General features: G+C 65.0%; 21 protein-coding genes. 3 read left to right on the top strand and 18 right to left on the bottom strand.

Translation table 11 applies throughout. From position 1 onward, the window contains the following. Positions 1 to 118: 118 nt before the first annotated feature. From QX071_RS15085 to QX071_RS15015, 15 genes are all read right to left on the bottom strand, one after another. Complete coding sequence (locus QX071_RS15085; RefSeq protein WP_316172018.1) at positions 119 to 1270, bottom strand: RIP metalloprotease; 1152 nt, start codon at positions 1268 to 1270, stop codon at positions 119 to 121. Between the two features lie 38 nt (positions 1271 to 1308). Then, entirely contained in the window at positions 1309 to 2532 is a 1224-nt protein-coding gene (dxr, locus tag QX071_RS15080; protein WP_315743350.1) for a 1-deoxy-D-xylulose-5-phosphate reductoisomerase, read from the bottom strand. A 4-nt stretch (positions 2533 to 2536) separates the two neighbouring features. Next, positions 2537 to 3385 (bottom strand): phosphatidate cytidylyltransferase, encoded by an 849-nt coding sequence (locus QX071_RS15075; RefSeq protein ID WP_315743348.1) that lies wholly within the window; start codon positions 3383 to 3385, stop codon positions 2537 to 2539. Then, positions 3382 to 4137, bottom strand: coding sequence for an isoprenyl transferase (locus QX071_RS15070; RefSeq protein ID WP_315703499.1), 756 nt, complete (start codon positions 4135 to 4137; stop codon positions 3382 to 3384). Before QX071_RS15070 ends, QX071_RS15075 begins: the two co-directional genes overlap by 4 nt. Before the next feature lie 12 nt (positions 4138 to 4149). Continuing rightward, complete coding sequence (gene frr, locus QX071_RS15065) at positions 4150 to 4713, bottom strand: ribosome recycling factor (RefSeq protein WP_315703498.1); 564 nt, start codon at positions 4711 to 4713, stop codon at positions 4150 to 4152. Positions 4714 to 4878: 165 nt separating this feature from the next. Beyond that, a complete protein-coding gene (gene pyrH, locus QX071_RS15060; RefSeq protein ID WP_315703497.1) occupies positions 4879 to 5595 on the bottom strand; it encodes a UMP kinase in 717 nt (238 codons plus the stop codon). Between the two features lie 67 nt (positions 5596 to 5662). Further along, positions 5663 to 6586 (bottom strand): translation elongation factor Ts, encoded by a 924-nt coding sequence (gene tsf, locus QX071_RS15055; protein WP_315703496.1) that lies wholly within the window; start codon positions 6584 to 6586, stop codon positions 5663 to 5665. A 128-nt stretch (positions 6587 to 6714) separates the two neighbouring features. Then, positions 6715 to 7707, bottom strand: coding sequence for a 30S ribosomal protein S2 (locus QX071_RS15050; protein WP_315762937.1), 993 nt, complete (start codon positions 7705 to 7707; stop codon positions 6715 to 6717). 157 nt (positions 7708 to 7864) lie between these two features. Then, a complete protein-coding gene (locus QX071_RS15045) occupies positions 7865 to 8386 on the bottom strand; it encodes a DUF2846 domain-containing protein (protein ID WP_315806589.1) in 522 nt (173 codons plus the stop codon). 147 nt (positions 8387 to 8533) lie between these two features. Further along, a complete protein-coding gene (locus QX071_RS15040; RefSeq protein ID WP_315768847.1) occupies positions 8534 to 9496 on the bottom strand; it encodes an FHA domain-containing protein in 963 nt (320 codons plus the stop codon). Next, positions 9493 to 10746, bottom strand: coding sequence for a S1C family serine protease (locus QX071_RS15035; protein ID WP_409977514.1), 1254 nt, complete (start codon positions 10744 to 10746; stop codon positions 9493 to 9495). The genes QX071_RS15040 and QX071_RS15035 overlap by 4 nt, the downstream gene beginning before the upstream one ends. A 242-nt stretch (positions 10747 to 10988) precedes the next feature. Next, the gene (locus QX071_RS15030; RefSeq protein ID WP_316172021.1) at positions 10989 to 13349 is read right to left on the bottom strand and encodes a caspase domain-containing protein; all 2361 of its coding nucleotides are present in this window, start codon (positions 13347 to 13349) and stop codon (positions 10989 to 10991) included. An 84-nt stretch (positions 13350 to 13433) separates the two neighbouring features. Further along, positions 13434 to 16970, bottom strand: coding sequence for a DNA polymerase III subunit alpha (gene dnaE / locus QX071_RS15025; protein ID WP_315703490.1), 3537 nt, complete (start codon positions 16968 to 16970; stop codon positions 13434 to 13436). Between the two features lie 204 nt (positions 16971 to 17174). Further along, positions 17175 to 17426 carry a hypothetical protein gene (locus QX071_RS15020; RefSeq protein ID WP_315704305.1) on the bottom strand — a complete coding sequence of 84 codons (252 nt, stop codon included), beginning with the start codon at positions 17424 to 17426 and terminating at the stop codon, positions 17175 to 17177. Positions 17427 to 17453: 27 nt separating this feature from the next. Continuing rightward, positions 17454 to 18197: an outer membrane protein gene (locus tag QX071_RS15015; RefSeq protein ID WP_315703489.1), complete on the bottom strand. Its 744-nt coding sequence runs from the start codon at positions 18195 to 18197 to the stop codon at positions 17454 to 17456. A 277-nt stretch (positions 18198 to 18474) separates the two neighbouring features. Here QX071_RS15015 and QX071_RS15010 point away from each other — a divergent pair, with 277 nt between their 5' ends. Both QX071_RS15010 and QX071_RS15005 read left to right on the top strand, forming a co-directional pair. Beyond that, positions 18475 to 18810 (top strand): DUF3551 domain-containing protein, encoded by a 336-nt coding sequence (locus QX071_RS15010; RefSeq protein ID WP_315703488.1) that lies wholly within the window; start codon positions 18475 to 18477, stop codon positions 18808 to 18810. Between the two features lie 44 nt (positions 18811 to 18854). Beyond that, positions 18855 to 19109: a DUF3551 domain-containing protein gene (locus QX071_RS15005; protein ID WP_315703487.1), complete on the top strand. Its 255-nt coding sequence runs from the start codon at positions 18855 to 18857 to the stop codon at positions 19107 to 19109. A gap of 44 nt (positions 19110 to 19153) precedes the next feature. On the opposite strand, the gene QX071_RS15000 is transcribed toward QX071_RS15005, so the two are convergent. Continuing rightward, positions 19154 to 19927, bottom strand: coding sequence for an outer membrane protein (locus QX071_RS15000; protein WP_315703486.1), 774 nt, complete (start codon positions 19925 to 19927; stop codon positions 19154 to 19156). 319 nt (positions 19928 to 20246) lie between these two features. Beyond that, entirely contained in the window at positions 20247 to 21023 is a 777-nt protein-coding gene (locus QX071_RS14995; RefSeq protein ID WP_315703485.1) for a helix-turn-helix transcriptional regulator, read from the bottom strand. 162 nt (positions 21024 to 21185) lie between these two features. Here QX071_RS14995 and QX071_RS14990 point away from each other — a divergent pair, with 162 nt between their 5' ends. Beyond that, entirely contained in the window at positions 21186 to 22265 is a 1080-nt protein-coding gene (locus QX071_RS14990) for a medium chain dehydrogenase/reductase family protein (RefSeq protein ID WP_315703484.1), read from the top strand. Between the two features lies 1 nt (position 22266). Here QX071_RS14990 and QX071_RS14985 read toward each other — a convergent pair whose 3' ends face one another. Continuing rightward, a complete protein-coding gene (locus QX071_RS14985; protein WP_315703483.1) occupies positions 22267 to 22968 on the bottom strand; it encodes an ABC transporter ATP-binding protein in 702 nt (233 codons plus the stop codon). Between the last annotated feature and the right edge of the window lie 5 nt (positions 22969 to 22973).

Raw genomic sequence — 22973 nt, 5'->3', positions numbered from 1 at the left:
CATTTTTGGTCGTTTCGCTTGTAGCCAATTTCACCTAGGCGGCAAACGCTCCATGTCTCCGTATTTTCATTTTCGTTTCAAAACGTTGCTCATCCGCCACGTCATAAAAAAGCCGCGGTCAGGACCCCGCGAGGTGCAGGATGTCGTTATACGTTGCAAACACCATCAGCATCAGTACAAGGCCCAACCCGATTCGGAAGCCCATCTCCTGAGCCCGCTCCGAGAGCGGCCGGCCCCGGGCGGCCTCGACCGCATAGAACAGAAGGTGGCCGCCATCGAGCAGCGGAACCGGGAACAGGTTCAAAAGCCCGATCGAGACCGACAGCGTTGCACATAATTGCACAACAAATTGGAAACCGAGGCTCGCCGCCTGGCCGGAGAGCTGGGCGATCCGAATCGGGCCGCCGACGTCCCCCGCGCTCCCCGCCCCGGCGAACAGGGAAGCGACGAACTTGAAGGTGGTGGCGATGATGAACCAGACCTGCTCGAAGCCGATCTTCACCGCCTCGCCGAGGCCGACCGGGGTCGAGCGCGCTTCGTCCGGCCGCGCGTTGTACTGAATGCCGAGCACACCGATCCGGTGCGCATTGCCGAACAGGTCCTTGACCTCCTTCAGCGCCGGCGCCGCCTTCAGCGTGACCTCACTCCCGTCCCGCTTGAGGTGGAAGGTGAGCTCAGAGCCGGCATTGACCGACACGATTCGCTGCATGTCGGCGAAGCTGTCGATCTCGTGACCATCGATCGAGGCGACGATGTCGCCGACCTTGAAGCCGGCCGCCGCCGCCACGCTGTCGGCCTGCACCGCATCGACCCGCGGGGTCGAGCTCGGCTTGCCGAAATAAAGCGCCATGCCGGCGAAGATGACCACCGCCAAGATGAAGTTGGCGATCGGGCCGGCCGCAACGATCGCGGCACGCGGACCGACCTTCTTGTGGTGGAAGCTGCCGGCGCGCTCCTCAGGGGTCATTTTCGCCAGCGCCTCGGCCGAGGGCGTCGAGGCCTCGCTGTCGTCGCCGAAGAACTTGACGTAGCCGCCCAGCGGAATCGCGGAGATCTTCCAGCGGGTGTTGTGCCGATCGTTGAAACCGATCAACTCAGGGCCAAATCCGAGCGAAAACGTTAACACCTTCACGCCCGCCCAGCGGGCGACCAGGAAATGGCCGAGCTCGTGGAAAAAGACGACGATCGTCAGCACGAACAGGAAGGGGACGATATAGCCCAACAGGCCATGGCTTAACGTATTGAAGATATGTTGGAAAAATTCGGACATCCGTTTCCCTTCCGGTGGGCCGGCGCGCCCCGAACGCTCTAAGATGCCTTTAGGGCAATTTCAGGCAAGAGGGCTGCGGCCTTTTTTCGCGCAGTTTGGTCAATGGCGATGGCGTCATCGGCCGAGGTGAGAGGTGCTAAATTACCCGATCTAATCCAATTCTCCAGGGTTGCCTCGACCAGGCGCGCGATCGCGCCGAACCGGATCTGACCGGCAATGAAGGCTGCCACCGCGACCTCGTTGGCGGCATTGAATACCGTGGTCGCGCCATTCCCGGTCCGCAAGGACTCATATGCCAGACGCAGACCAGGGAAACGCGCGAAATCCGGCGCCTCGAACGTCAGCGTGCCGATCTTGGCGAGATCGAGCTTGGCCGCCGGCCCCTTGATCCGGTCCGGCCAGCCCAGGCAATGCGCGATCGGGGTGCGCATGTCGGGCGTGCCGAGCTGGGCGACCACCGAGCAATCCGAAAACTCGACCATTCCGTGGATGATCGATTGCGGGTGCACCAGCACATCGATCTCGTCCGGCGACAACGCGAACAGATAGGACGCCTCGATCACCTCGAGGCCCTTGTTCATCATCGAGGCCGAATCGATCGTGATCTTCTGCCCCATGCTCCAGTTAGGATGTTTCAGCGCCTGCGCCAGGGTCGCCTGCTCGATATCGGCGGCGGCCCAGGTGCGGAACGGTCCGCCGGAGGCGGTGATGATGACCCGCACCAGTTCCTCGCGGTTGCCCGATGACAGCGCTTGGAACAATGCGTTGTGCTCGGAATCGGCGGGCAGGATGCAGGCGCCGGCCTGGGCGGCGCGCTGCATGAACATGTCGCCCGCACAGACCAGGCATTCCTTGTTGGCGAGCGCGACGGTCGCGCCGCGGTCGACCGCGGCGAGCGCCGGCTTCAATCCGGCCGCGCCCGAAACCGCCGCCATCACCCAGTCGGCCGGACGTGCGCCGGCCTCGATGATGGCGCTCTCCCCTGCCCCCGATTCGATGCCCGTGCCGGACAGCGCCTCGCGCAATTCGGACAGCCGCGATGGATCGGCCACCGCGACAAAGCCGGCGTTAAATTCCTTGGCGAGCTTGGCGAGCCCCTGCACGTTGCTGTTGCCGGTCAACGCCTCGACCCGATAGCGCTCGGGAGACGCCCGCAGCAGATCCATCGTGCTGTCGCCGATCGACCCGGTCGCGCCCAGCACGGTGATGCTGCGCACCGCCGCTGCGCTCGCCTTGTTATTCCGTAAAGGAACTGCGCTCATCGCTTCACCATATCAAAAGGCCGCGGCCGACGCCGTCGAGGCCGCCCCGCACCAAACCTAAGACTGCCGCGAACACGACCGCGGCGACGTAACCGTCGAGCCGATCCAACAGGCCGCCGTGGCCCGGGATGATGTGACTGGAGTCCTTGACCCCGAAACGCCGCTTCACGGCGGACTCGAACAGATCGCCAAGCTGCGAGACGATCGACAGCACGGCCGCAACGGCGAGGAACGGCACCAAGCGGCCGGCCCCGAGGGCCGACCATCCGGCAGCCACGAGCAGGCTGCCGACGAATCCGCCGATCGCGCCGGCCCAGGTCTTGTTCGGACTGATGTGCGGCGCAAGCTTCGGCCCGCCGATGCCGCGTCCGGCGACATAGCCGCCGATATCGCTCGCCCACACCACCAGCAGCACGAGCACCAGGGCAAACCAGCCATGCTCAGAGTCGAGGCGCACCAGCACAGAGGCCAATTGCGCCGCGGCCGTATAGACGAAGCCTGCGGCGGCCCAGCTGCGGTGACCGGCTGCGAGCGCGACGACCACGACAAGCCCAAGCCCAAGGACGATGACGGCGATATCGACCAGGCCGAACGCAAGACATACGCCGGCGACGGCCAGCAGCAGCGCCCCGGTCACGGTGACACTGACCGCGCGGACTTCGCCGACCACCATCAGCCATTCGACGTAAAGACCGATCGCCGCCACCGTGACGAGCACGGTCCAGAACACGCCGCCGGCATAGGCAGCCGCCAACGCGAGCGGCGCCAGCACGAGAGCCGCGGCAACGCGCAACAGGAAATTGTGCTGCGGCCCCTTGGCGTCGGCAGCGCTTGCGATGTCGGTTTTGCTCACGATGCGGTTTTCGTAACGAGGCCGCCGAAGCGACGTTCCCGCCGGCCGAATTCGGCGATCGCGCCCTCGAGCGCGGCCTTGTCGAAATCCGGCCAGTGAATGGGCACGAAAACCAGTTCGCTATAGGCGGCCTGCCACATCAGGAAGTTCGACAGGCGCTGCTCGCCGCTGGTGCGGATGATGAGATCGGGATCGGGAATATCGGGCGCGTCGAGATGGCGACCGATCGCATCGGCATCGATGGATGCCGGATCGCGCTTGCCCTCCGCGACTTCACGCGCCAGCTGCTGGACGGCCCGCGCGATTTCCTGGCGCGAGCCATAATTGAACGCGACCACCAGCGTCAGCTTGCTGTTGTTGCGGGTCAGCTCTTCGGCCTCGCTCAACAGCGCGCAGATGTCAGGCTCGAGGCCCGCGCGCTCGCCGATGACCCGCACCCTTACGCCGTCCCGATGCAGCGTCGCGAGATCGTTGCGGATGAAGCGGCGCAACAAGCCGAACAGATCGCCGATCTCGCTCGCCGGACGCGACCAGTTTTCCGAGCTGAAGGAAAAGATCGTGAGATAGCGGATGCCGAGCTCCGGCGCGGCGCGCACCACGCGCCGCAGCGCATCGACGCCACGACGATGGCCTTCCGCGCGCGGCAGGCCGCGTGCAGACGCCCAGCGGCCATTGCCATCCATGATGATGGCGACATGAGCCGGACCATCGGATCGGTCCGGCTCGTCCGTCATCGGGGCCGCGTTCGACATCGCAAATTCCCTTCAGACGGTCAGGATTTCCTTTTCCTTCGCCGCCAGCATCTGGTCGATCTCGGCAATGACGCCGTCAGTCGCCTTCTGCACGTCGGCGGCGAAACGCTCTTGATCGTCCTCGGAGATCTCGTGGTTCTTTTCGAGCTTCTTGACGGTGTCGAGTCCGTCGCGACGGACGTGGCGCACGGCCACGCGCGCAGCTTCCGCATATTTATGCGCGACCTTAACGAGCTCCTTGCGCCGCTCCTGGTTCAGTTCGGGAACGCGCAGGCGCAGCACCTGGCCCTCGGTCGCAGGCGTCAGCCCGAGATTGGAGTCGACGATCGCCTTCTCGACCGCCTTCACCATGGTCTTGTCCCAGACCTGGACCGACAACAGCCGCGGCTCCGGCACCGAGATGGTGGCGACCTGGTTCAAGGGCATGTGCGAGCCATAGGCGTCCACCTGGACCGGCTCGAGCATCGAGGCCGAGGCACGGCCGGTGCGCAGACCGCTGAGTTCGTGCTTGAGCGCCTGGGTCGCGCCCTGCATGCGGCGCTTCAATTCGTTGAGGTCGAACGCTCCGGTGGACATCACGCTTTCCTTTCTGCAACCCGTCGCTTCGCATCCGACTTGCGCGTCGTAAGCCTCAGTCGCGCTCAGTTCGGATCACGGAAGGACTATCAGCAAATCCCTGTTCGCTTCCGGTTTTTTACGCTCGCTTCCGAGCGTTCAACCGGTCCGCTGCCACCCGGCTGGTCAGCCGGCAACGATGGTGCCGCGGCCTGCGCCCTGCAACATCGCACCGATCGATCCGGGTTCGGCGATCGAGAACACAATGATAGGCAGCGACGTCTCGCGGGCAAGCGCGAATGCGGTCGCGTCCATCACCTTGTAACCGCCTTCGATCGCCTGAGAATGGGTCAGGCGGTCAAATCGCTGCGCCGACGGATCCTTCTTCGGATCGGCGCTATAGACGCCATCGACATTGGTGGCCTTGAACACCGCCTGGGCGTCGATCTCGGCAGCCCGCAGCACCGCAGTGGTATCGGTCGTGAAGAACGGATTACCGGTGCCGCCACCGAGCAGCAAGATGCGGCCCTCGGCAAGGTGCCTGTGCGCTGCAGCGCGGGTAAACAGCTCGCAGATCTCCGGCATCACGAAGGCCGACAATGCCTTGGCCGGCGTGCCCTTGCGCTCGATCGCGGCCTCAAGAGCGAGGCAGTTCATGATCGTGGCCAGCATGCCCATGGTGTCGCCGGTCGGCCGCGAAACGCCGTGGGCGGAGACCTCGACACCGCGGACCATGTTGCCGCCGCCGACGACGACAGCAATCTCGACCCCGAGCTGTTGGGCTGCGATCAGGTCACCGGCGATCCGGTCGACGGTCGGCTGGTCGATGCCGACGGAATGGGGGCCGGCGAGATATTCGCCGGACAACTTGACCACGACGCGACGATAGACCGGCTCAGCCATGTGCTATGCTTCCCTATCCCGCGCGAGCCGGCGTCGCGAAAACGATGCCGGCCCTTCGATTCGGCCGTTACTTCTTGCCGCTGGCGGCGGCGACTTCGGCTGCGAAGTCGGTCTCTTCCTTCTCGATGCCTTCGCCGAGCGCATAGCGGACGAAGCCGGCAATCTTGATCGGACCACCGACCTTACCCTCGGCTTCCTTCAGCGCCTGCGCCACCGACTTGCCGCTGTCGTGGATGAAGGCCTGCTCGAGCAGACAGACCTCCTTGTAGAAGGTCTTCAGGCCCGATTCGACGATCTTCTCGATCACGTTTTCCGGCTTGCCCTGCTGACGGTACTTGTCGGCGAGCACGTCCTTCTCGCGCTTGACGAGCTCGGGATCCAGGCCCGTGGGATCGATCGCCTGCGGGTTGGCGGCTGCGACATGCATCGCGAGCTGGCGGCCGAGATGCGCGAGTTCATCGGTCTTGCCGGACGATTCCAGCGCGACGATAACGCCCATCTTGCCGGCGCCTTCGATCACGGCACCATGAACGTAGCTCGACACCACGCCCTGATTGACCGTAAGCGTGGCGGCACGGCGCAGCGTCTGGTTCTCGCCGATAGTGGCGATCGAGTCCGCGATCGCGGCTTCCACCGTGATGCTGCCGACCTTGGCGGCCTTGATCTTCTCGATGTCGGCGCCGGCGTCGAGCGCGACTTGCGCGATCATCTTGACCAGGCCCTGGAAGTGCTCGTTGCGGGCGACGAAATCGGTCTCGGAATTGACCTCGACCAGCACGCCCTTATTGCCCGCCGTCAGCGCACCGATCAGGCCCTCGGCCGCGACGCGGCCGGCCTTCTTCGCCGCCTTCGAGAGGCCCTTCTTGCGCAGCCAATCCTGCGCAGCCTGCAGGTCGCCACCGGTCTCAGTGAGAGCGGCCTTGCAATCCATCATGCCTGCGCCGGTCGACTCGCGCAGGTCCTTGACCATCGCTGCGGTGATAGTAGCCATTATGAGCGTCCTTTTGCCTGTGCAGATCGCGGCGCGCCACCGGGTGCGCGCCGTCCGCCGTCAGGAAATGCGTAGATCGATCGTCATGGCCGGCGTATGACGCCGGCCACCATTTTAAGCCCGCGAGCTTAAGCGTCCGCGAGAGACTTCGCCTGGGCGACCCAGGCGTCGGCCCGGCTCGGCAGACCGACTTCTTCGCCGATCTGATGTGCGGTGTCGTGGTCGAGCTCGGCGAGCTGCCAGTAATGGAAGATGCCGAGATCGTTCAGCTTCTTCTCGATCGTGCCGGACACGCCGGTGAGCTTCTTGAGATCGTCGGCGGTGCCGCGCGGTCCAGGCAGGCCCTGGAACTTCGAGGCGGTCGGCGCGGTCGGCAGATCTTCCTGCATCGGGGTCGCGGAGGCACCGACATCGATGCCGAGCTCACCCTGTGCCCGCGAAATGCCGTCGATCGCGGCGCGCGCGACCAGGTCGCAATACAGCGAAATGGCGCGGCCGGCGTCGTCATTGCCCGGCACCACATAGGTGATGCCCTTCGGGTCGCAATTGGTATCGACGATCGCGGCGACCGGGATATTGAGGCGCTGGGCCTCCTGGATCGCGATGTCTTCCTTGTTGGTGTCGATCACGAAGATCAGGTCGGGCAGACCGCCCATGTCCTTGATGCCGCCGAGCGAACGATCGAGCTTATCGCGCTCACGCTGCAGGGTCAGCCGCTCCTTCTTGGTGTAGGAATTGGCTTCGCCCGAGGACAGCACCTCGTCGAGATGACGCAGGCGCTTGATCGAGGCCGAGATCGTCTTCCAGTTGGTCAGCGTGCCGCCGAGCCAGCGCGAATTGACGAAATACTGCGCGGAGCGCTTGGCGGCGTCGGCGACATTGTCCTGCGCCTGGCGCTTGGTGCCGACGAACAGGATGCGGCCGCCCTTGGCGACGGTGTCGCTGACGGCCTGCAGCGCAGTATGCAGCAGCGGCACGGTCTGAGCGAGGTCGATGATATGGATGTTGTTGCGGGCCCCGAAAATGAAATCGGCCATTTTCGGATTCCAGCGGTGAGACTGGTGACCAAAGTGCACGCCAGCTTCAAGCAGCTGGCGCATGGTGAAATCGGGCAGCGCCATTGGTTCTATTCTCCGGTTGGTTCCTCCGGAAACGCGTGAGCAAATGCGAGCCTTGCGGCCCGGTTTGCCACCGGACGGCCTCTCAAGAGAGCCATGTTTCCGTGTGAGATGGCGCGCTATATAGCCGGATTTTCGCGTAACGCAAGGAAATTGGAGGCTATTCGGCCTGCAGAAGCTCCGCGAGGGCCGGTCTCGCCTGCTGTTCCTGGAGCGGAACGAAGTCGACCGGGCCCTTGTTGTCCGCTCCCGACGACGCCGCCGCCATCACCCCGACGCCGACGAGACCGAAAACCATCCCACCGCCCTGCATCGCCCTGGACCGCTCGCTCGGCCGGATCGAAAAGAAATAGGTCCGACCCGGCTCGGTATCGAAATCGAGGGTGGAATCGCCGGGAAACAGCGTCTGGGTGGCGACGAGATGGTGGTGGCCGGCGGGCCGGTCGACATAGGCATAGGTTCCGGGCAGCACCCGGCTCAGCAAAACCCCATCGACCTTGGCGTCGCAGCTCGTGGCATCGAGCCAGGATTCCTTCTGGCTGAGAATGACGACACGGGATTGCCCGGCTTTGGGGGGCCCTACCTTCTGCGCCACGACGGCAAATTCCGTCCCCTCCTTGCCGGTGACACAACCAGATACCAGCAGGGCCAAACTCAGCCCCGCAACCGCACGCCATTCCATTGCCGCCCCCGTAATTCCCCGGACACGGTATGACGGTGGCGGAACCTCTGCAACCTGTGGCGACGTCGGAGTCTGAATTGCGCTTGAAGGTGTGGCTTCAGAGTTCCAAGGCTGCTGCCGACGGGCCGCAGCTCAAAAGAGCGCGGCTTAATGGTCGCGGCTGGCCTTGCTCGCCTCGGAACGATCGGCGTCCAGTTTGAGCTTCAGCTTTTCGATGTCGCCCATGAGCGCCCCCTCGTCCCGCAGCGGAACCAGCCGCAGCGACGGCGGCAGGATGACATGGGAAACGGTCTGCCGGCCCGAATTGGCAAAGGCCTCGGAGCGCTGCAAGGTCTGTACGGCGATCGCGGTCACGAGCAGCAGCCCCACGACGACGCCTTTTGCCACCAGGTGGGTGCGGCCGACCTCGCGCAGATGCAGGAAACAGACTGCCGCGATCACCAGCCAGGATGCGACATATTGGTAGGTGAATGCGCCCGGCCAGGTCAGGGCGAATGAGGACACCTGCGCGAACTCGCTGTAGAGCCAGAACGCCAGCAGCCCCGCCTCCGCGATCAGGACATGATGCAGAAACATCGAGCGGCCAGCAAACAGGCGCGACAGCAAGGACCACATACCCACCCAGGCCGCGGCGGTGCCGAACAAAGCGAGTGACGGCAGCAGATAGTTCGACGCATGCGACTCGGAGGTCTCGCCGATCCAGATGAGCAGCGCGTCGATGCCGAGCAGCAGGACACCGAGGCCCAGCGCAGCGCCGATTTGCAGCGACCTGCGCTCCGATCCTGCGAGCCGCTCAGGTTCGACGGCGTGGCTGATCTCGCGGATCCGCAGCAGACTCTGTCCGATCCGGATCGGCTGGATGCCGTCCAGCGTCACGCGCGCGCACCGGCTCTTGTTCTTCTCCAGATAAAGACCGTTGGCGCTGCCGAGATCCTCGGCGACAAGCCGTCCGGATTCGTCGCGGAAGATCCGGACGTGCTGTGCAGCGACATAGGGGTCATCGACGACGACGTCGTTGTCGTAGCCGCGGCCGATGGTGATCTCGGGACGGTCGATGCGAAAGCGCCCGACGACGTCGCGATGCCTGGAGAGAATCTCGACCCAGATCATCGGACGACCTGCAACCCGTTGATGAAGCTCCGGCCGAGATGCATCGCATCTTCATAAGCGACCGCCTGCAGGCTGAGGCGCGAGACCAGCGCTTCGTCACCATGATCCTGCGTCACGGCCACGAGCACGACATCGTACAGGCCGGCGAATTCCCGATAGCCCTGGGCGCACCAAATGACCCGCAGCGGCGGATGAGCAGAGGCTGGCGCCAGACCGACGAAATCCTCCAGACATCGCTGCGGCGTGTACCATTTGCGGAACGAGCCGCCGGGCGTCAGCCGCGGCTGCGCCAGTTGCGTCAGCACGGTGGCGAACTGGAATTCGTTCAGGTCGATCGACTTGGCGTATGAATTGCTCATCTGGACCGTGCCGGTGTTCAGATCAGAGGCGATGAACACGCTGGCATCGGCGGTGCAGGTGGTCGAATTGATGTTGGTGCGCGGCTTCGGCGAGGCGCTGGCATTGGTCTGGCTCCAGCACTCGAACCAGGGCGCACGGGTTTCCGGGGCCTGATACGGCCCGAGCGAGGCCGCGCGAAACCCCTGCTGGGCAAACGACCGGTACAGCGCCGAGCGCCACGCCGCCAACTGCTCGGTGACGTCGTTGCGCAGGTCCGCGGGCGAGGGCCGCCGCTCGCGCGATCGCTCCAGCAAGGCGGCTGCAAACCGCGCCGGCACCAGGAAGCTGATGAGCTGGCCGCCGCGGCGGGTGGCGACGTTGATGCCGACCACCTGCCCCTGTGTATTGACCGACGGTCCGCCGCTCATGCCGGGATTGAGCGCACCGGTGAAATGGATGTGTTCGTTGTAGCTGTGCTCGACCAGGCCGTTATAGGTGCCCTCGACGATGGTGAACCCGAGGTCGAGCGGATTGCCCAGCGAATAGAGCCGCTCGCCCTTTTGCAGACTGCCGTCCAGCGCCGCCTTGTCGAAGCTGAAGAACGGCGCGTCGTGCTTGTCGACGCGAATGAGCGCGAGGTCGTTCGGCAGATCGACAGCAAGCAGACTGACCTCGCCGTGGGTTCCGTCCGCCGCGGTGTATTCGAGCCGGTAGGTCTTGGGCTCGAGCGCCACATCCGAGACGACATGATAGTTGGTGATGGCAAGCCCGTCCGCGGAGACCAGAAATCCGGAGCCGGTCGAGGTCTGCCGGCCGGCATCCGCAACCAGCGTGCGGATCTGCAACAGCCGCGGCGGTGCCGAGGCATAGACCCCCTCGGCGCCCGACGGCGTCTGGGCCGCCGCCGGCATGATGCTGCAAAGGCTGAGCGCGACGGCGCCAAGCCGCAGCAACGCGCGCAAAATGCTGGCAGTCAGTTTCAAAGAGGCCCCCGCAACGCACCCTCGCCCGAGGCGTTTCACGCCAGAGATCGAGGACGCATGACCCGGCGGCCCGCCAATAACGAAAACGCCGGGCAGTTGCAACCGCGGCCGCCGTCACCGAATCGGTGCGCGCCGATGGCCGCTCCACCGCTCGCGATCGCCGCGCGAGCTCAGCAATGCTGCACGTTCGGCGGGCACTTCTTCTGTTGCGGCGGCGGCCCAGGTCTCGCCGCCTGCGGAGGCGGCGCAGGCCGTGCCATCTGCTGCGGGGGCGGTGCAGGCCTCGCCATCGGCGGCGGCGGAGGCGCCGGCCTCGCCATTTGCGGCGGCGGTGCGGCCGGGCGCGGCGGCGGTGGCGGCGGTGCGGGCCTCGCCATCGGCGGGGGAGCCGCAGGCCGTGGCGGCGGCGGCGCAGAGGGCCGGACCATCGCCGCAGCCGGCGGCCGCGGAGCCTGCGGTGGCGGAGCGGCATGAACCGTCGGTGGCGGTGCCGGCCGGGCAGCCGGGGGCGGCGCGGAAAGACGTGCCGCAGGCGGCGACGGATGCGCAGGTGGCGGGGCTGCGCGTTCGATCCGAGGATGCGCCTCCGGCCTTGCCGGCGGTGCCGCGGCCGGCATGGTCTGGGGCTGGGCGCCGGACGGCGGCGGCTTGGTGGATGGCGCGGCGGTCGCACCCGGCGGGGTGCGGTTGACCTGCAGATTCGATGGCGTCGGCGGCTGTCCTGGCGACAGCGGCGAAGACGTCCGTGGATTCGGCGCGGTGGTGACAGCTGCCGGTGCCGGCGGCGCGCCATGACTGCCGGGCACCGGCAGTGCGTTGGGATGCGGCAGGTTTGCCGCCGGTGCAGCTGGTGGCGACGGTGCCGCGCTTGGCGTCACGTTGGCCGGAGCCGGCTGCGGCGTACCGGGAGTGCGCCCGATCGGACTGATCGCAGCGCTTGGCGGCACCGGGGCCTTGCCCTGCTGGATCAGCGTGGCCCGTTGCGCCACCGCGGGCGGCAAGGCCGGGGCGGCGGCAGGCACCGGATGCGGACCAGCGGCGACAGGTGCGCCCGGCGCGGGTGCCGGAGGCGGCGGCTGGTTGATCACCGTGTTGATGACGTTCGTATTGTGGATGTTGTTGAAGATGATGTTGTTCGGTGGCGGCGCCACATAGACCGGCGCCCGGACATAGACCGGTATCGGCACGAACACCGGCTGCGGCAACACGAACAGCCCGACCGGCTCGATCGGCGGCGACAGCACCACGAAATCCGGCGGCGGCGGCGGCAGCACGAACACCGGCGGCGGTGGCGGCGGCGCGAAGGCAAATTCGGGATCGGAGAACATCAGCACCGGACGGTCGACATAGATGACCTCGTCCGGCGGGGGCGGCGGCACGTCGTAATCCATCATCGCAAAGGACGGCGGCGGCTCCAGCGGCGCGGTCAGGATCGCCAGCCGCCGCCGCGCGTCCTCGGCGTGCGGGCCGTGCGGGTAGCGTCTGAGATAGGACCAATACGCATCCGGCGTGTCGGCACGGTAGGTGCGGCGCCACGTGATGGCCTCGCGCCTGATCGCGACCAGCGCCCTCACCCGCTTCGCCAGCGGATCGCTTGGAAACGCGGCCAGGAACTCCTCATAGCCCTGCAGCGAGTCGCGCTCCAGCGCGGCCGTATAGGCCTCCTGAACCGACAACTCGCGCAGCGGCCGCTCGCGCATGGCGACGACCTGCGCCGGCTGCGCCTGCGCTGCGGGTGCATCCGGCGCGCGATCGAAGAAGCTGAAGGTGGCCTGGATCTTCTGTGCGTCCCACGGCACCTGCGCGCCCTTGGTGGCCTCGTTGACGCGGAGCCGGACCCGATCGAACACGTCCGGCAGCGACAAGCCGCCGGTACGGATCATTTCGGCGAGCGATTGCGCATAGATCCCATAAGTGCCGCTCTCGCTCGGCGCGACCGTGCCGGGCGCCGCGCTGAAGGCGATCAGCATGTTGTTGTCCGGTTCGACCAGTGCGAGACCACCGGCGAGCTGTCCGCCCTGGACGAATGGCTGCTGGCGCGCGGCATCGAGCACGACAATGCTCGCCTTGAGCGGGATTGCCGCGAGCTGCCGCAGATAGTCGCCGATCCGCAAGCCCTCGGTCGGGATGTCGGTGTCGCGATTGATCGTGGAATCGACCGGGATGAAATAGTTCTCGCCCGCCATCTGCACGCCGTAGCCGGCGAGATAGATCATCGCGACCGTATTGTTGTCCGACGACTGCACCTTCTGCATGAAGTCGCGAAAGCTCTTGCGCAGGCTGTCGCCGTCGAGGTCGCGGGCACCGATCACGTCGAAACCGGCCGCCTGCAGGGTCTGCGCGATCAGCCCGGCATCGTTGGCCGTCGTGGCGAGCGGTCCCTTGGCATAGGCGCCGTTACCGATCACGAGCGCGATGCGCTTTTCCTGACCGGGCTGCTGCTGTGCGGCCGCCGGCGGCGCCAGCCGCAGCGCGAGGCCTATGAGAAGCAGGCAGATGAAAAGAAAACACGACCTCCCGGCCAATCGCATTGGAGCCTCCGGCACTCGCAGACAATCACCTGGATTCAGCGATCCATCAGCTGAACCGCAGTTGAACGGCGCAGTTCCTCGCCATCAGAGCGTCTGGACCTCGACGACACCGGTCACCGCTTTGATCGCGCCCGCAATTTGTGGCGAAACCTTGAAGCGGCCCGGCAGCTTCATCTCGACCTCAGTCTCGACGTCCAGCATCATGACCAGCGAGACCTCACCCTCGCCGGCCGCCGCACGCGGCACCAGCGGGGACGCCGTTCCCTTCGCAAGTGCACCATTGCCGGTACCATTGCCGTTGACGGGCTGGGCTTCCGGCCCCTGCAGCCGCTTGACGATCGAGTCGAGCGGCTTGGTGTCGCGCAGGAAGATCCGCAAGCCGCGCTGCGTCTTGGCGGCGGCGTCATCGAGCGGTTCGGCATGCAGCACCCGGGCGCGGACGTCCTCGCCCTGCAGCTCGGCCCCGAGCTGCAGCAGCACGGCGGCACCTGGCTCCAGCACGTCGCGATATTGCGCCAACCCTTCGGAGAACAGCACGGCCTCGAAATGTCCGGTGGGGTCGGACAGGCCGATGATTCCCATCTTGTTGCCGGTCTTGGTGCGGCGCTCCATACGCGACACCACGGTGGCGGCCACCTTGCCGGCGGTCGCGCCGGTCTTCACCGCGCGCGAGAACTCCGCCCAGCTCTGCACCCGCAGCCGCTTCAGCGCCGTCGCATAATCGTCGAGCGGATGGCCGGACAGAAAGAAGCCGATCGCATCATATTCGCGCCGCAGGCGCTCGGCCGGCAGCCAGTTCTCGATGTTCGGAAGCACGATGGTCGGCGCGTCCGCCGCATTGCCGAACATGTCGTTCTGGCCTGAGGTTTCGGCTTCATGCGCGCGCTGGCAGGCCGCGACGATCGCATCCGCGCCGGCGAACACCCGCGCCCGGTTCGTGTCGACCACATCGAAGGCGCCGGCCGCAGCGAGGCTTTCGATGATTCGCTTGTTGATGGCCCGCGGATTGACGCGGGCGGCAAAGTCCGCAAGCGACTTGAACGGCCCGCTTTTGTTACGGGCCTCCACGATGAGCTCGATCGCCTGCGGGCCGACGCCCTTGAGCGCTGCGAGCGCGTAATAGATCGTGTTGCCGCTGACCTCGAAGGTCGGCCCGGACTTGTTGATCGAGGGCGGCTCGACCTTGATGCCGAGGCGCTGAGCTTCGGAGCGGAATTCCGAGAGCTTGTCGGTATTGTTGAGATCGAGCGTCATCGACGCCGCGATGAACTCGACCGGATAATGCGCCTTCATATAGGCGGTGTGGTAGGACACCAGCGCATAGGCCGCGGCGTGCGACTTGTTGAAGCCGTAGTCGGCGAACTTGGCAAGCAGGTCGAAGATGGTATCGGCCTGATCCTTCGGCACGCCGTTCTTGATCGCGCCGTCGACGAAGCGGACGCGCTGCTTGTCCATCTCGGCGCGGATCTTCTTGCCCATGGCGCGGCGCAACAGGTCGGCTTCGCCGAGCGAATAGCCGGACATCTGCTGCGCGACCTGCATCACCTGCTCCTGATAGATGATGACGCCGAACGTCTCTTTCAGGATCGGCTCCAGGATCGGATGCAGATATTCCGGCTCCTCCTCGCCATGCTTGCGGGCGCAATAGGTCGGGATGTTCGCCATCGGGCCCGGCCGGTACAGCGCGACCAGCGCGATGATGTCCTCGAAACGGTCCGGGCGCATATCGATCAGCGCCCGCCGCATGCCCTGACTTTCAACTTGGAACACGCCGACCACATCACCGCGCGCCAGCATCTGATAGCTCGTGGCATCGTCGATCGGCAGCGTCGGAAGATCGACATGAACGTCGCGCTGCTTCAGCAGCTTCACCGCGACGTCGAGCACGGTGAGCGTCTTGAGGCCCAAGAAGTCGAATTTGACGAGGCCGGCCGGCTCGACCCATTTCATGTTGAACTGGGTGACCGGCATGTCGGATTTCGGATCGCGATAGAGCGGTACGAGCTCGCTCAACGGACGGTCGCCGATCACGATGCCGGCCGCGTGGGTGGAAGCGTGGCGCGTCAGGCCTTCGAGCCGCATCGCGATGTCGAAGGCGCGCGCCACCACCGGATCCTCGTCGCGGAAGGCCTGCAGCTTCGGCTCGCCCTCGATCGCGGCCGCCAAGGTGACGGGCGCGGCCGGATTCTGCGGCACCAGCTTGGTCAGCTTGTCGACCTGGCCGTAGGGCATCTGCAGCACGCGGCCGACGTCACGCAACACGCCGCGCGCCTGCAACGTACCGAAGGTGATGATTTGCGCCACCTGGTCGCGCCCGTAGCGCTGCTGCACGTAGGAGATCACTTCGCCGCGGCGGTCCTGGCAGAAGTCGATGTCGAAGTCCGGCATCGAGACGCGCTCGGGATTGAGGAAGCGCTCGAACAGCAGTGCGAACCGCATCGGGTCGAGATCGGTGATCGTGAGCACCCAGGCGACCAGCGAGCCTGCGCCGGAGCCACGGCCTGGTCCGACCGGAATGCCGTGCGCCTTGGCCCATTTGATGAAGTCGGACACGATCAGGAAGTAGCCCGCATATTTCATGCGGGTGATGACGTCGAGCTCGAAGGCGAGCCGCTTCTGATAGTCCTCCTCTGTCATGCCCGGCGCGAGGCCGTGCACGCGCAGCCGCCGCTCCAACCCCTCTTCCGCCTGGCGCTTCAATTCGGCGGCCTCGGCACTGGCGGCATCGGCAGCGTCGGTGCCGGCGCCGACCGTGAACAGCGGCAGGATCGGCTTGCGCGTCCTGGGCCGGAACGAACAACGTTGGGCGATCTCGACGGTCGACGCCAACGCCTCCGGAATATCCGCGAACAGTACCGCCATTTCCGCGCGGGTCTTGAAGCGGTGGTCGGGCGTCAACTGCGCGCGCTCGGTGTCGGCGATCAGATGCCCGCCGGCGATGCAGAGCAGTGCGTCATGGGCTTCGTAATCGTCGCTTGCGGCGAAATACGGCTCGTTGGTCGCGACCAGGGGCAGGCCCTGCGCATAGGCGATATCGATCAGGCCGCTCTCAACGCGGCGCTCCTTGTCCATGCCGTGGCGTTGCAGTTCGACATAGAGGCGATCGCCAAATACGCTCGCCAGTCGCTCGCAGCGCTGCCCGGCGAGCGCGGCATGATCGTGCTGGATCGCGAGCGAGATCGGCCCATCGGGCCCGCCGGTCAGCGCGATCAGCCCATCGGCGCCCTCCTTCAGCCAGTCATACTTGATGTGCGGCGCCTGGTGGGTTGGCGTCTCCAGAAATGCGCGCGAGTTCAGCCGCATCAGGTGGCGGTAGCCCTCCTCGCGCGCCGCCAGCAGAACGATTCGGGCAGGGGTTGCGATCGCTCCGGCGCTGCGGGCGTTCGGATCGACGTCGCCGAAATCGATCGCGAGCTCGCAGCCGATGATCGGCTGGATGCCATAGCCCGCCATCTTCTCGGAAAATTCCAGCGCACCGAACATGTTGTCGGTGTCGGTCAGCGCCAGCGCCGGCTGCCGGTCCGCCTTGGCAAGCTCGCTGAGCTTGCCAATCTTGATCGAACCTTTCAGCAGCGAATAGGCGGAATGGACGTGGAGATGGATGAATCCAGCGCTGGACATGCTCGCCTTTGATTTCAGAAGTCTGTCTTCCCGGAATCTTGGTTTTCCGGGATCACGACGTAGGACGCGGCTGCCGGCAGGTTTGGTCGTCGCCTCTCCTCAACCGACTCGGCGCGGGCATACTATCGGATGACTCCGGGCCGGAGTCTCGGCGCCGGCCGCTCCATCCCAATTTTCCCCAGCCACCCAGGCGCATTCCAAAAATCAAAGCTGCGGAATGATTTGCGCCCAGAGCGCGACCATCCCGACGAACAATGTGATCGACGCCAGTGCGGCGGCTTCTTCGACGAAAACCTTCAGCATGGGAGCCTCCCTGACAGAGAACATAGGAAGAACAATGTTCCTTTTTTGTTCTAAGGTCAAGCGATGCGCGCCCGCAGCCGGCCAGCTCTCCGGCTCGTGGTTAATCCGTGTCATGCGCAACGAAAAACCCCGGCGCTCGCGCGCCGGGGCCATTCCGATCCGCCGTTCGACTGCGGAGAATCAGTACCTCGAGAGCACCGGGCCGCCGAACTTGTAGTTGACGCGGGCGGTGAACAGGTCGACGTCCTGCTTGATGCTGTCGGTCTGCGTGAACGCAGCGCCGGTGAAGCCGACGTCCTCGCGGCCCATGAACAAGTGGTCGTACTCGAAGCCGAGCGACCAGTTCGGAGCAAACGCGTATTCGACGCCGGCGCCGATCGTGCCACCCCAACGAGTCTTGGTGGTCGAGGCCAGAACACCACCGGTGAAGCCGGAGAGGATCTCGTACTTGCTGTCGGTCACAGCAGCACCGCCCTTGGCGTAGAGCAGCACGTTGTTGAAGGCATAGCCGATCTGGCCGGTGAACAGGCCAAACGCGTCGATCTTGGAGCGGTTCGAATCGGGAGCGAACACGTTGCTGACATTGCTGCCGCTGATGTCGGCCCAGTTGCCCTGCGCTTCGATACCGAACACGACCGGACCGGTCTGCCAACGGTAGCCAATCTGGCCACCGACGGTGCCGCCGGACGCGTCGTGGGAGCCCTCAGCTCCGCCGGCCGGAAGGCCGCCGAAGCTGGTCAGATTCCAGCTGTTGTGGCTCCAGCCGCCGCCGCCATTGATACCGATGTAGAAGCCGCTCCAGTCGTAGATCGCAGCAGCGACCGCCGGCGGCGCCTTGGTGTACGGACGCGCGGCGAGGTCCGCGGCCATCGCCGGCGAGCCGAGCGCCACAAGCGCCGTCGTAATCAACAGAAGTTTCTTCATCACTTAGTCCAGTTTTCGTCTCGAGGCCCCCAGGCCATCGCCACGTCTTAGCAAGGTCGGCCACAATTGCTGTAGCCGGAAGGCCACAGCCGGGGACGAAAGCCGGCTCGGCATTACCGGAAATTAACCTGATATCACAAGTAGTTGATGACACTTTCCGCGACGGTAAAGACACGCTGCGCGCCGATCGGATCTCTGCATCCGTTTTGTCCTTGCATCTTGTACGAACATCCAGTTCCAAGGCACCGAAGCGAGGTCCTGGAAGGAGATTCTCTCGATGCGTGACGTGCTTTTCGCAGCTTTGGCTGCCAGCGGCTTACTCATGGCGGCCAACGCGCCGGCCCAGGCCGTCGGCATCCGCCATCCGTTCTGTATTCAGGGCGACGAATTTCCGGGCTTGAGCAACTGCAGTTTCGATACCTACGACCAGTGCTTGGCCACCGCTTCCGGCCGCCGGCTGTACTGCATCGCCAATCCCTATTTCGCCGGCGTCAGCGACGATCCGCGCGCGACGCCCTACCCGTATCCGCAGAGGCAGCGGATTCGGCCGCGTCCACCCCGGCCGAATCCATACGCGCCGCTGCCAAATCCTTTCGTCTTCGAAGAGGACTGAGCGAATCAGGACGGATGGCCCCAGCCGGAGTTGGCGATCCAACGATGCGGAAGTTTGCGCCGACAGTACTGGTCTCGGCAGCGCTGCTCGCAAGCGGCGCAGCGCATGCGCAGACCTATGATCCGAACTTCCCGGTCTGCCTGCACACGTATGGCCCCAACGGCTATATCGATTGCCGTTATCAATCGATCGAGGCCTGCAAGTTCAATGCAGCCGGCCGCTCGGCCGGCTGCGAGATCAATCCCTATTTTACCGCGACCGAGCGCGCCCCGCGCCCTGGTCCTCGACGACCGCGCTGACATCGGCATCCCTGGCCCTGCGACCGGGAATGCTGTCGCTACGGCTATCGGAACATGCCGAAGCCGCCAGGCCCGAACTTGTAGTTCACGCGCACCAGCCCGATATCGGTATCCCCACTGATGCGGCGCTGCATCTGCACGATGTTGGCCGCGTTGGTGAAGTTCAGGTTCTTGGTGCCGAGGAAGATGTGGTCGTATTCGACGCCCACCGTCCAGTTCGGCGCAAAGCCATACTCGACGCCGGCGCCGACCGTCCCGCCCCAACGCGTGGTGTTGGCCTTGTCGAGCATCACGCCGGTCGCCGTGTTGAACGTATCGTATTTGTCGCCGACAACGGCCGCACCGCCCTTGAAATAGGCGAGCACGTTGTTGAAGGCGTAACCGACTTGGCCGGTGAACAGGCCGAAACCGTTGGTTCGGGAGCGGTCGCTGACGTTCGGAAGTATCAAGTTGCGGTTGGTGCCCTTGAAGTCGGCCCAGTCACCTTGCGCCTCGACGCCGAACACCCAGTTCCCCGTCTGATAGCGATAGCCGATCTGGCCACCGACGGCAGCACCGCCGCCGCCGCTGCACCCCTCGCGGTTCATTGCCGGATTGACGATGACGCCGGCATTCTGCACCAGATTCCAGCAATTGCGGCTCGAGCCGCCGCCGGCGTTGATACCGCCATAGAACCCGCTCCAGTCGTAGACCGCCTCCATGACGGCAGCAGGAGCCTTGGTGTAAGCGCGCCCCTTGACTGGAAGATCGGCAGCGACCGCGGAAGCCGACGCCGCTACGACGCCGGGCAACACGGTTGCGAGGAAGAGCTTCTTCATTGTCGAACTCCGTATATTCGATCCAAGGTCCCCAAACCTTAGGTTCTCAACTATCAGCGCTCCCGTAATGCCGGCCCAGGCAGGCTCACGCGATCAGCACTCAGCACAACAATTGATTTCCGTTTCCGGCTTTTCTGGGATTCGCAAAATCCCCTATATTTGCAGGGGTTACGCACGCTGTTACGCAAATGCCGCACTCATGTGTGAAGGACTCGAGGCGCGCGCCTCTTGCTGGTCACATTGAGCCAGGACGACGCTCCGCTTTGCTCCACGATGTCGACGCGATCGCGTCTCAATGATGCGACGCTGCGTGCCGCAATTACACCTGCGTGGTGTAGATGGTGAGCTTGAGTGCGGGATCGTCATTGGCCTGGAAGCTTGCATATTGCAGCTTCAGTCGCCCCTTGCTCGGGTGCTCCAGCAGTTTCTGCCCCGCCGCGGGACCGCGGATGTCGTGCGCGGCCCACCAGATCTTGAATTCGCGGCTGCCGCAGCTGAGCCGCTCGATGAGAGCGACGAATGCCGGATCGCCGGCCCACAGATCATGCGTGGCGCGGAATTGCGCGACCATCCGCCTGGCTTGATCCTTCCATCCCGCGCCGAACAGCTTTCGCGCGCGCGACGAGCAGAGCATCAGGATCAAGGTGTTGCGCTCGTCCTCGCCGAGGCCAGAGAAACCGAAGATCTCGTCAGCCGCCGGATTCCACGCCAGCACGTCCCAACGGCGTCCGGTGATGTAGGCGGGCTGGTTGAGACCTTCGACCAGATTACGCAAATGCGCCGGCACCTCCTCGCGCACGAACGGCTTGCGGTCGGCGTCGCGCGCCAAGGCCTTGAGATGCGCATGTTCGGCCTTCGAGAGCCGCAACGCTCGCGCCAAAGCGTCCACAGTCGATGCCGACGGGTTCACGGCGCGGCCCTGCTCGAGGCGGATGTACCAATCGACGCCGATGCCTGCGAGTTCGGCGACCTCCTCGCGGCGCAGACCCGCGGTACGGCGCCGCCGTCCGGCTGCAAGTCCGACCGCCTTCGGCGTCAGCTTTTCACGCCGCGAGCGCAGAAAATTGCCGAATTCGGCCCGACGCAGATCGCTCATCTCTGCTTCTCCATGTCGGCTTTTCCTCACGGCCCGGAGGCGACCGGGCCAACAACCGGATCATAGGCTGGGTCCCTCTAATCCCAGGATAATACCAGGTCTTTTTGGACCCAATATATCCCGGCATGCTGGTCCTGGTCACCGCCCGGCATGGAGAAAATGATGAAAGCTGCTGTTTTGAAATCCTTCGGATCACCGCTCGCGATCGAGACCGTTCCCGATCCCGTGCTTGGCACCGGCGAAGTCGTCGTCGACGTCGTCGCGGCGGGCGTGCTGTCCTACGCCAATGAGGTCTTCAGCGGCGAGCGTCGATATCAGCTTGAGTTGCCGGTTATTCCAGGCCCCGGCTGTATCGGCCGCGTGGATGCGACCGGCCCCGACGCCACGCATCTGAAGGTTGGCGATTGGGTGTTCTGCGATCCAACCATCCGCTCGCGCGATGACGCCCTCGCGCCCGACATCACGTTGCAGGGCTGGAGTGCACGCGGGCCAGCTGCATTGAAGCTGCAGCGCCATTTCGGCCACGGCGCATTCGCGGAAAAAATGCTGGTACCAACCGAGAATGCCAAGCCCATCGGCGCGATCAGCGAGAGCGATGCCGCACGTTGGTGCGCACTCACCACATTGCTTGTACCCTATGGCGGCTTCCTCGCCGCCAAGCTGCAAGCGGGCGAAACTGTGCTGGTCAGCGGCGCCACCGGCCATTTCGGCAGCGCTGCGGTAGCGGTTGCGCTCGCGATGGGCGCTGCTTGCGTCGTCGCGCCCGGCCGCAACCTTGCCGTCCTCGCCGATCTGGAACGCCGTTTTGGCGATCGCGTCCGCACAGTCAAGCTCATGGGGAATGAGGATGAGGATCGCGAGCGGATGAAACGGGCGGCTCCTGGACCGATCGATTGCGTGATGGACATCATGCCGCCGTCGGTCTCAACCACCGTCGTGGGCGCCGCACTGATGACGGTGCGGCCCTATGGGCGCGTCGTCCTGATGGGTGGCGTGGGAATGCTCGGCGGCGCCGGGCTCGAGCTGCCCTACCCCTGGATCATGCGCAACTGCATCACCATCCACGGCGTCTGGATGTGCCCGCCGGATGCGACGGTGCGGCTGGTCGGGCTGATCCGTGCCGGCCTGTTGCGGCTCGATCAGTTCGAGACCACCAGCTTCGAGCTCGACCACGCCAATGACGCGGTGGCGCACGCTGCCGCGAACGCAGCTCCGTTCAAGATGACGGTTATCCGCCCTTGAGCTAGTCTAGTTCGACCACCTTGCCGCCGACCAGCGAAACGCGGCGGTCCATCCGGCCGGCGAGCTCCATATTGTGGGTCGCGATCAGCATCGCGACCCGGGTCGCCTTGATCAGCTGCATCAGGGCTTTGAAGACGTGATCGGCGGTGGCGGGATCGAGATTGCCGGTCGGCTCGTCCGCGAGCAGGACGCGCGGCGCGTTTGCGACCGCACGCGCAATCGCGACGCGCTGCTGCTCACCGCCCGACAGCTCGGCCGGACGATGCTTGATGCGATCGCCAAGCCCGAGATAAGCGAGAATTTCCGTGGCGCGCTTCACCGTCTCGGCCCGCTTCAGGCCGCGGATCATCTGCGGCAGCATCACGTTCTCGAGCGCCGAGAACTCCGGCAACAGCCGATGCGACTGATAGACGAAGCCGATATCGGTGCGGCGAAGCTGCGTCCGCTCGACGTCGGTGAGCTGCGAGGTCGGCGTGCCCGCGACGTAGACCTCGCCTTCGTCGGGACTCTCGAGCAGGCCGGCGATATGGAGTAGCGTCGACTTGCCCGAGCCGGATGGCGCCACCAGCGCCACCGATTGTCCGGCCCAGAGCGCGAGCTTGGCGCCGTCGAGAATGGTCAGCGGCACCTCTCCCTGCATGTACCGACGCTTGATCTCATGCAGATAGATGACCGGAACATCCTGCGCCCCCTCTTCAGCCATCGGCG

Origin of the sequence: Bradyrhizobium sp. SZCCHNS1022 (genome assembly GCF_032484835.1) — a bacterium.
In the GTDB taxonomy this organism is placed as follows: Bacteria; Pseudomonadota; Alphaproteobacteria; order Rhizobiales; family Xanthobacteraceae; genus Bradyrhizobium.
Note: the sequence above shows the minus strand (reverse complement) of the source record. Positions and strands in the feature narration are given on the sequence as shown.